The sequence below is a fragment of the Nocardia sp. NBC_00508 genome, from assembly GCF_036346875.1.
Taxonomy (GTDB): Bacteria; Actinomycetota; Actinomycetes; order Mycobacteriales; family Mycobacteriaceae; genus Nocardia.
Genome location: NZ_CP107852.1, coordinates 7,350,633 through 7,360,345 on the forward strand (window position 1 = coordinate 7,350,633; position 9,713 = coordinate 7,360,345).

Annotated in this window: 5 protein-coding genes; 3 read left to right on the plus strand and 2 right to left on the minus strand. The window is 65.6% G+C overall.

From position 1 onward, the window contains the following. Positions 1 to 147 precede the first annotated feature (147 nt). Together gndA and OHA40_RS33140 are read right to left on the minus strand one after the other, a co-directional pair. Entirely contained in the window at positions 148 to 1,593 is a 1,446-nt protein-coding gene (gndA, locus tag OHA40_RS33135) for an NADP-dependent phosphogluconate dehydrogenase (RefSeq protein ID WP_330230733.1), read from the minus strand. A gap of 316 nt (positions 1,594 to 1,909) precedes the next feature. Then, positions 1,910 to 2,830 (minus strand): alpha/beta hydrolase, encoded by a 921-nt coding sequence (locus OHA40_RS33140; protein ID WP_330230734.1) that lies wholly within the window; start codon positions 2,828 to 2,830, stop codon positions 1,910 to 1,912. 553 nt (positions 2,831 to 3,383) lie between these two features. On the opposite strand from OHA40_RS33140, the gene OHA40_RS33145 reads away from it, so the two are divergent. The 3 genes from OHA40_RS33145 to OHA40_RS33155 all read left to right on the plus strand — a co-directional run bounded on the left by OHA40_RS33145 (position 3,384) and on the right by OHA40_RS33155 (position 9,393). Next, positions 3,384 to 4,610 (plus strand): TetR/AcrR family transcriptional regulator, encoded by a 1,227-nt coding sequence (locus OHA40_RS33145; protein ID WP_330230735.1) that lies wholly within the window; start codon positions 3,384 to 3,386, stop codon positions 4,608 to 4,610. A 222-nt stretch (positions 4,611 to 4,832) separates the two neighbouring features. Next, complete coding sequence (locus OHA40_RS33150; RefSeq protein WP_330230736.1) at positions 4,833 to 6,668, plus strand: acyl-CoA dehydrogenase; 1,836 nt, start codon at positions 4,833 to 4,835, stop codon at positions 6,666 to 6,668. 373 nt (positions 6,669 to 7,041) lie between these two features. Further along, positions 7,042 to 9,393 (plus strand): arylsulfatase, encoded by a 2,352-nt coding sequence (locus OHA40_RS33155; protein ID WP_330230737.1) that lies wholly within the window; start codon positions 7,042 to 7,044, stop codon positions 9,391 to 9,393. Positions 9,394 to 9,713: the final 320 nt, after the last annotated feature.

Consider the following 9,713-nt stretch of genomic DNA (forward strand, 5'->3'; position numbering starts at 1 on the left):
CTGTTCCTGCTCACATGGCCGAGAATCACTGTGCCCCAGGGAAAACAACTCAGGATGATCTCTCCGGGCGGGCGCATTCGCCGCAGTGACGCATACAGCGGCAAGCGACAATTACACCCTGCGGTCACAGGAACGCACAGGCTTTGCTCAGTCCGCAGAGACTTCGCTGCGATCGCCGCTCCAGAGCGTATGGAACTTGCCCTCGGCGTCGATGCGCTCGTAGGTATGTGCACCGAAGAAGTCGCGCTGCCCCTGGGTGAGCGCGGCCGGGAGGCGCTCGGCGCGCAGGGCATCGTAGTACGACAGGGATGACGCGAACGCCGGTACCGGGATGCCCAGCAGGGTCGCGGTGGACACTACGCGCCGCCAGCTGTCGATCGCCGTCTCGATCGCCGCACGGAAGTAGGGCGCGAGGATCAAGCTCGGCAGTTCCGGGTTCTCGTCGTAGGCTTCCTTGATCCGGTTCAGGAACCGGGCCCGGATGATGCAGCCGCCGCGCCAGATCGTCGCGAGGTCGCCGGGGCGCAGGTGCCAGTTGTACTCGGCGCTTCCCGCGGCGATCTGATCGAAGCCCTGGGCGTAAGCGACGACCTTCGACGCGTAGAGCGCCTGCCGGATGTCTTCGGTGAACTGCTCGACATCGGTGGGCTTGTCCGCCAACCGGCCCGCAGCGAGACCGGCGGCAGCCTTACGCTGTGCGCGCGAACCGGAGAGGGCCCGCGCGAAAACCGCCTCGGCGATACCGGTCACCGGCACCCCGAGATCCAGGGCGGACTTCACCGTCCAGCGCCCGGTACCCTTCTGCTCGGCGGCGTCGACGATGACATCGATGAGCGGTCGGCCCGTTTTCCCGTCGACCTGCTCGAGCACCTCCGCTGTGATCTCGACCAGGTAGCTCTCCAGGTCACCGGAGTTCCACTGGGTGAACACGTCGGCGATCTGCTTCGCGTCGAAGCCGAGCGCGTCGCGGAACAGGTGGTAGGCCTCGCCGATCAGTTGCATGTCGGCGTACTCGATGCCGTTGTGCACCATCTTGACGAAGTGCCCGGAACCATCCGGACCGATATGGGTGCAGCACGGCGTTCCGTCGACTTTCGCCGCGATCGATTCCAGCAGCGGACCGAGCGAGTCGTAGGACTCTTTCGGGCCACCGGGCATGATCGACGGGCCGTTGAGCGCGCCCTCCTCGCCACCCGAGATACCGGCGCCGACGAAGTTCAATCCCCGTTCCCGCAGCGCGGCTTCGCGGCGGATGGTGTCGGTGTAGAGGGCGTTGCCGCCGTCGATGATGATGTCGCCCGGCTCCATCGCGGTTGCGAGTTCCTCGATGACGGCATCCGTGGCGGCACCCGCCTTCACCATGATCAGCACCCGGCGCGGCTTCTCCAGCGCGGCGACGAACTCCTCGGTGGTTTCGGTGCGCACGAAGTCGCCGTCGTCGCCGTGTGCCTCGAGCAGTGCGTCGGTCTTGGCGATGCTGCGGTTGTGCAGCGCCACCGTATAGCCGTGCTTGGCGAAGTTGCGGGCGATGTTGCTACCCATGACCGCCAGGCCGGTGACCCCGATCTGTGCACGTGCTGTAGAGGTCGGCATCAATCAGCTCTCTCGTTCGACAGGTGTGGCGTGTCCGCGCGAAGCCGTTCGGCGGGTGCCTCGTGGAGTCCGTTCCACGACGCCTCAGACCTTACCTACCCGGTCGGTCCGAGTCTGTTGCGCATGGTCGCGTCCGGTGCGTCAGCCCAGGTGCGGTTCTCCGTGCGTTCCGTACAGCCACCGTCGAAGCCCGACCTGTTTCGAAAGAGACCGGCAAGGTTGCATGCGAAGGGATCGGGCAGTCGCGCAATGCGTCGAGAGTTCCTGAGATGACAGCCCTCGAGGAGAGAGGCGATCCCTCGAACAGCCTGCTGGACTATTTCCTGGCCAGACGGTATGCAAGCCACGATTCGATATCCCGAAGGGCGGCGGCGGCCATGCCGGTCGGGCGAAAGGTGAATGCGTGTGTGGACTCGGGGTACACCCGGATGTCCACATCGTTTCCTGCCGCGGAGAGCCGGGCGGCCATAGCCAGGTTGTCCTCGAGGAGGATATCGAGACGTCCTACTACCAGTAGCGCTGGTGGTAGGTCGGAGAGGTCGCCGTAGAGGGGAGATATATCGGGGTCGGTCCGGTCGGCGATGTGGCCGACATACGCCTCGATGAAGAACTCGTCGGCGTACAGTTTGGCGCCGGGAGATTGCCCGCTGAGGTCGTAGGCGCCGAACTGAAGGACAGCACCGGCGAACGGATCGGCGAGGCCCTGGTCTCGTAGACGCAGCAAGGTGGTCATGGCCAGAGTGGATCCCGCCGATGCTCCGCCGATCGCCAGTTCCGTTGTCCCGAACAATGACTCCGCCCGTTCCAGGAGCCAGAGGGCAGCGGTTTCGCAATCGTCGGGAGCCGCAGGCCATGGATGCTCGGGCGCCAGTCGATAGTCGACGCTCACCACGGCCACGCCGAGATTGTCGGCCAGACGAGCATTGCGGGCATCCCCACTCGCCGCTGATCCGAGATAGAACCCTCCGGCGTGGATGTCGAGGTAGGCGCCACGGATCTCGGTTTCTCGGGGGACGGTGATCCGCACCGGGACTCGACGCCCGCCGAATTCGGCGGTGTCCTGGGTGGCCCTGTTACCCGATGGCGTGAGAGACGTGGCCTGCCTGTCCCGGGCCTGCCGTAGCTCCTCGACAGTGGTCGGGCCTGCGACAGCTCTCGAGGCTGCATTGAACTGTCGACTCTCCTCGACGTAAGCGTCGAGTTCCTCATCGATCAGCCATCTCAGTCCGATCTCCATGTTCCTCCCGTTCGCAGCCGCGTGCCGTGCGGAGTGAGAATGCAACCAGATGGCGCGACGGGCATCAAACAACCAATCCACGTGCTAGCCACAACTATTGGTTGAGGACTCCACGTTGTAGTGGGATAAGGCACGATGCGATGGAATGCGGCTGATCGAACCCCTCGAAGATCCGCGGCCACCCGTGCGGCGCTCCGACCGTCGATGACACGAAGGCATCTGGTCGTCAAGCTTTGAAGCTGTGCAGGCGGGCAGTGGGCTCATCAGCCCATTCTGGCTGTACTCCGGATGTGCCCGGTCGCAGGATGTCGGCCAGAAGTTGGCCTGCACAGGGTGGAGCGGCCCAGATCCCGGATCCGCGGCGCGAGTTGGGCCCGGATCCGGTGGAACCACCGACGGTCGTCCGCGGACGAAGGCAATTCGCACTGCGGCCGATCTGGTAGCCCTGGTAGCCCGGCGCAACTCCTGACATCCACGTTCGGGTGCAGCCGTCCCCGCCGATGGTCGGCCCCCAAGGCCGGTTGCCGAGCGCTCGATACGCGACACTGTGCGCGTGAGCACGAAGGGCAACGGCAGGGAGCCGCGGCGGAGGCCGCCGAATCGGCGCGCGATGATCCTGGACGCCGCGGTGGACGCGTTCGCACACGGCGGCTACTACGGCACGTCGATGGCCGATATCGCGGCGGCGGTCGGTATTTCGGCGGCCGCGCTGTACCGGCATTTCCGCACCAAGCAGCAGCTGCTGGGTCAGTGCCTGCTGGTGGGCCTCGACGACACTTTGGACCGGCTCGGCGCTGCGTACCGCGCCGATGATTCCGGTGCCGCCGTACTGGCCCAGGTGGTGCGGGTGGCACTGGAACTGCGCGGCCTGCCGAGGCTGTGGCAGCTGGAGTTCCGCAATCTGACACCTGCCGACAAGGCCGCGGTGCTGGTCCGCGTTTCGCGGCTCACCAGATATCTGCGGCACACGATCCGCGCACGTCGGCCGGAGCTGACCACCCCGGATGTCGAGCTGCTGAGCTGGTGTGTGCTGTCGGTCGCGGTCAGTCCGTCCTATTACCGTGCCGAATTGCCCGCACCCGTCGCCGCGCAGGTGCTCGACGCCGCCGTCGCGGCCGTGATCTCCACCGAGTTGCCCGAGTACCCGGCGGGCCGCGCGCCGACCCGGCCACCGCGCACCGATACCGGCAACACCGAACTGGACCGGGCGCTGCGGTCGGAACGAATGCTCGCGGAGGCGGCGCGATTGTTCAGCACTCGCGGCTATGCGGCGGTAGGAATCGAGGACATCGGCGCAGCCGTAGGCGTCACGGGCCCCGCCCTGTACCACCACTTTTCGAGCAAGGCCGAGTTGCTGGACCAGATCGTCCGCCGGCAGGACGAATGGCTTCGCCTGCTGCTCGCCCGTGCGGTCGCCGATGGCCGCAGCGCCGAGGAATCGATGCGATCGCTCATGCGCAGCTTCGCCCAGTTGGGCGCCGACGAACCCGATCTGCTCGCCATCACCGTCAGCGAGACCAGGCACCTGCCCGTCGACGCGGTGCAGCGATACCGGCGGGTCCGCCTGGACTGCATCGCCCAGTGGGGCCGCATGTTGCAGGCCGTCCGGCCCGAGTTGTCTCCCCCGGTCGCGCGCGTGCTGATTCGCGCCGTGGCCACCGTGGTCATCGACGCCGTCCGCAATCCACGTTTTCGATGGCGCGTCGATCTGGTCGACGTCCTGGTGGCGATCGGAGAAGGGATCGAATCGGCGCCGGTCCGCGGTCGAGTTTCCACATAGTGATTTACGCCACTTAGTCGCTATTCACTTATCCGGGCCAATCCTGCGCTATCAGCGAATAGGAGGCAACCGGACGCTCGACCATGAACTTAGTGGTAATTAACTTCGAATTGATTTCGGGTCATCCGTACCGCACAGTATGCCGTGGGTGATCACCGATCCGTGCGCCCTACCGCATCCCTCGCCGATACAGCGGCCGGTTTCCCGAAAGGCATTTGGCCCGTGAGCCATTACAAGAGCAACGTGCGCGATCTCGAGTTCAACTTGTTCGAGGTGTACGGACTCGACGCCATCTTGCAGTCAGGAGCGTTCGGCGACCTGGACGGCGACACCGTGCGGTCGATGCTGGCCGAGGCGGCGCGCCTGGCCGAAGGGCCGGTCGCCGAACCGTACGCTGAGTCGGATCGCAACCCACCGGTTTTCGATCCGGCCACCCACTCGGTCAGCCTCCCGGAATCGTTCAAGAAAGCTGTGCGCGCCTGGCAGGACGCCGAGTGGTGGCGCGTAGGCAAGACCGAGGCGATCGGCGGCGTACCCGCTCCCGCCATGGTGAGCTGGGCGATCAGCGAATTCGTCCTGGGCGCACAGCCAGCGGCCTACCTGTACCTGACCGGCGCGATCATGGCCCACATCACGCACGGCATCGGCACCGCGGAGCAGAAGCGCTGGGCCGAGCTCATGGCCGAACGCAACTGGGGCGCCACCATGGTGCTGACCGAGCCCGATGCCGGTTCCGACGTGGGCGCCGGCCGCACCAAGGCGATCCAGCAGGAGGACGGCTCCTGGCACATCGAGGGCGTGAAGCGGTTCATCACCTCCGCCGACTCCGACGACCTGTTCGAGAACATCATGCACCTGGTGCTGGCCCGCCCCGAGGGCGCGGGAGCCGGCACCAAGGGCCTGTCGCTGTTCTTCGTGCCGAAGTTCCACTTCGACCACCAGACCGGCGAGATCGGTGAGCGCAACGGCGCCTTCGTCACCAACGTCGAGCACAAGATGGGCCTGAAGGCCTCCACCACCTGTGAGGTCACCTTCGGCGGGCACGGCATCCCGGCCAAGGGCTGGCTGGCCGGTGAAGTGCACAACGGCATCGCGCAGATGTTCAAGGTGATCGAGGAAGCCCGCATGATGGTGGGCACCAAAGCGATCGCCACCCTGTCCACCGGCTACCTCAATGCCCTCGAATACGCCAAGACCCGCGTGCAGGGCAGCGACCTGACGCAGATGGCGGACAAGGCGGCGCCAAAGGTGACCATCACCCACCACGCCGACGTGCGCCGGGCACTGATGATGCAGAAGGCGTACGCGGAAGGCCTGCGCGCGATCTACCTCTACACCGCTGGACACCAGAACGACATTGTGGCCCAGCATATCTCGGGTGCGGACGCGGAACTCGCCGCGCGGGTCAATGATCTGCTGCTGCCGATCGTCAAGGGTGTCGGTTCGGAGCGGGCCTACCAGTACCTCACCGAGTCGCTGCAGACCCTGGGTGGTTCCGGCTTCCTGCAGGACTACCCGATCGAGCAGTACATCCGGGACGCGAAGATCGACTCGCTGTACGAGGGCACCACCGCCATCCAGGCGCAGGACTTCTTCTTCCGCAAGATCGCCCGCGACCACGGCGTCGCGCTGGCCCACGTCGCCGGGAAGATACGGGAAACAGCGGAGTCCACCACCGGCAACGGCCGCCTGAAGGCCGAGAAGGTGCTGCTGGCCACCGCGCTGGAGGACGTCCAGGACATGGCGGGCAGGTTCACCCAGCACCTGCTCGCCGCGCAGGAAAGTCCCACCGAGCTGTACAAGATCGGACTCAACTCGGTGCGATTCCTGCTCGCAGTCGGCGACCTGCTCGTCGCGTGGCGGCTGATCGTCGCCGCCGAGATCGCTCTCGCCGCCCTCGATTCCGGCACCGGCGACCGGGATCGTGCGTTCTACGAGGGCAAAGTCGCCGTCGCGTCCTTCTTCGCCAAGACCGTCCTCCCCCACCTCAGCGCTGAATGGTCGGTCATCTCCGATGTCGACATCAGCGTCATGGAACTGGACGAAGCCGCGTTCTGACACCAGAGCCTGAACACGTGGGCTCGCCGGGTCACCTGGTCCCGGCAGTCACCGCTCCCGCGGCCAGATGGCACTGGCCGCGGGAGCGGAAAAAAATGACATCCGCGCTGCTCGTCGTTTAGCATTTCACTGTGCCGTCGCAGTAGTGGATGGGTCGCGTTCGTCCTCCCCGGTCGGCATTGGCATGGCCCGGCCACCTGCACATTCCGGAGCCATTGACGATGAGGGTTGCCTGAGCTTCAGGGCAAGAATTCGATTCCAGTAAGGCACGCAGCCGAACCATCTCGTTGACGCAGTGTCGATGCGTTGCATCGCTGCTCGAACGAGCAAGCTGGCGGTATCCAGTTCCATCCGGCAGGACGGAGGACGAGTTATGGCGCTCGAGGAGTACCGGCGGGGAACAGCTTTTCCTGGAATCATCGGGCGAACGACCGACGTGTCGAGGCCCGCGTGGCCCCAACCGGTGCGTGCGGTACCGGGGGCGCCCAACCTGCTGTTCATCGTGCTCGATGACACGGGATTCGCACAGCTCGGTTGTTACGGCAGTCCCATCTCCACACCGCATATCGACGGCCTGGCCGCGGGCGGACTGCTGTACAACAACATGCATACGACGGCACTGTGCTCACCGTCGCGTTCCTGCTTGATCACCGGTCGCAACCACCATGCCAACGCGATGGCGGGCATCACGGAGATAGCCACGGGATATCCCGGCTACAACGGCAACATTCCGTTCGAGAACGGATTCCTCTCCGAGATGCTGCTGCAGCACGGGTACAACACCTACATGGTCGGCAAATGGCACCTGGTGCCGTCGGAGCAGGAATCGGCGGCCGGCCCCTACGATCGTTGGCCCCTCGGCCGGGGTTTCGAGCGGTTCTACGGCTTCCTCGGCGGCGACACCAGCCAGTGGTATCCGGATCTGGTGCACGACAACCACCAGGTCGAGCCGCCCCGGACGCCCGACGAGGGCTACCATCTGACCGCGGATCTGGTCGACAAGGCGATCTCCTTCATCGCCAGCGCGAAGCAGGTCGCCCCGGACAAGCCGTTCTTCCTGAACTTCTGCACCGGGGCGACCCACGCACCCCACCATGTACCGAAGGAGTGGGCGGATCGCTACCGAGGCCGATTCGACGACGGCTGGGACGCCTACCGCGAGTCCACCTTCGACCGCCAACTCCGGCAGGGCGTCGTACCGCCGGACGCCCGGCTCTCCCGCCGTGACCCGGATGTGCCGGACTGGAACTCCCTGTCGCCTGACGCGCGCCGCCTGGCCGCGCGAATGATGGAGGTCTACGCCGGATTTCTCGCGCATACCGACCACCACATCGGACGGTTGCTGGAGTTTCTGGAGCACACCGGCGAACTCGACAACACCTTGATCATGCTCGTCTCCGACAACGGAGCCAGCCCCGAGGGCGGCGTCTCAGGTACCACGAACGAGCTGCAGTTCTTCAACAACGCCCCGGAACCGCTGGAAGACAGTCTTCGAGCCATCGACGAACTCGGCGGACCGACCACGTTCAACCATTACCCGTGGGGCTGGACCTCGGCGGGCAACACGCCCTTCCGGCGGTGGAAGCGCGAGACCTACCGCGGTGGCGTCAGCGATCCGTTTCTGGTCCATTGGCCACGCGGCATCGCGGCACAGGGTGAAGTGCGAACCCAGTACGCACACTTGATCGACATTGTTCCGACTGTCCTGGACGCGTTCGGAATCGAACCCCCGGCCACCATCAAAGGCGTATCACAGTCGCCTATTCACGGTGTCAGCTTCGCCCACACGTTCGATGACCCGACCACACCGACCCAGCATCACACGCAATACTTCGAGATGCTCGGTCACCGCGCGATCGACCACGACGGATGGCGGGCCGTGTGCCCGTGGCCCGGGCCGTCCTTCGCCGAGGCGGACAAACCCTTCGGCAGCCCTATCACCGCGGAGGACCTCGGCAAGCTGGACGCCGACCACTGGGAGCTGTACCACATCGCCGAGGACTTCGCCGAGACCCGTGACCTCGCCGCCGAACACCGCGACAAGCTCATCGAAATGATCTCACTGTGGTACGTGGAAGCCGGTAGATACGAGGTACTGCCCATCGACGGCAGCGGCCTGCAACGGCTGGTGGCAGAGCGCCCGCAGATCACGCAGGCACAGACCCGGTACACACTTCGGCCCGGCACCGAGACGCTGCCCGCGGCCGTCTCCCCTCGGGTATTGAACCGTCCGCACAGTGTCACCGCCGATGTCGAGATCCCGCCCGGCGGCGCTGAAGGCGTCCTGCTCTGCCAGGGCACCAACGTCGGAGGCTGGTCCTTCTTCGTCAAGGACGGCCGATTGCACTACGCCCACAACTACGTTCGGCGCACCGTCCACCGGGTCTCCCCCGCGGACCTCGTTCCCGAAGGCCGCCACGAGTTGCGCTTCGAATTCGAACCCACCGGTGCGCCCGATTTCGCCAATGGCAAAGGCACACCGGGCCGCGCTCGGCTCTACATCGACCGCAGCTTGGTCGGCGAGGCCGATTTCCCGTTCATCACGCCGGTCGCGTTCAACCCCGGCGGGATGACCTGCGGCGCCAACCCGGGCTCCGCGGTGGTCTCCGACTACGAACCTCCGTTCCGGTTCACCGGCACATTGCACACCGTCGTCGTCGACCTCTCCGGAGAGCTGATCACCGATATGCACAGCGAGATGCGCATGCACATGGCCCGGCAGTAGGCCCACCGCTCAGCCGGGAGCCGCCTCCGCTCCGACTCACACGACAGAGCCGCGGTGGAGATCGAGCAGGTCCGGCTGGCGCATCTTCGGCGGTGACGGGGGCGGCGATGGCACGGTGTGTCGATGTGCGGGTGGATGTGCCTGTCGCTGTGGTGGTTTCGCGGCCGTAGTGGATGTGGGCCGACCCTGATCCGGCTGACCAGCCAGGCCGTCCCCGGGTATCACAGGTGAGTGGTGTCACACGCGCCGACGTGCAACACCACTCACCCGGCTCGAGCCCGACCCGCGATCGGAACCGGTCAGATCTCCCCCGGCCTGAC

Bases quoted from the DNA above. Each gene is read 5' to 3' on its own strand.
- gndA (WP_330230733.1), bottom strand. From the start codon at position 1,593: ATGCCGACCTCTACAGCACGTGCACAGATCGGGGTCACCGGCCTGGCG.
- OHA40_RS33140 (WP_330230734.1), bottom strand. From the start codon at position 2,830: ATGGAGATCGGACTGAGATGGCTGATCGATGAGGAACTCGACGCTTAC.
- OHA40_RS33155 (WP_330230737.1), top strand. From the start codon at position 7,042: ATGGCGCTCGAGGAGTACCGGCGGGGAACAGCTTTTCCTGGAATCATC.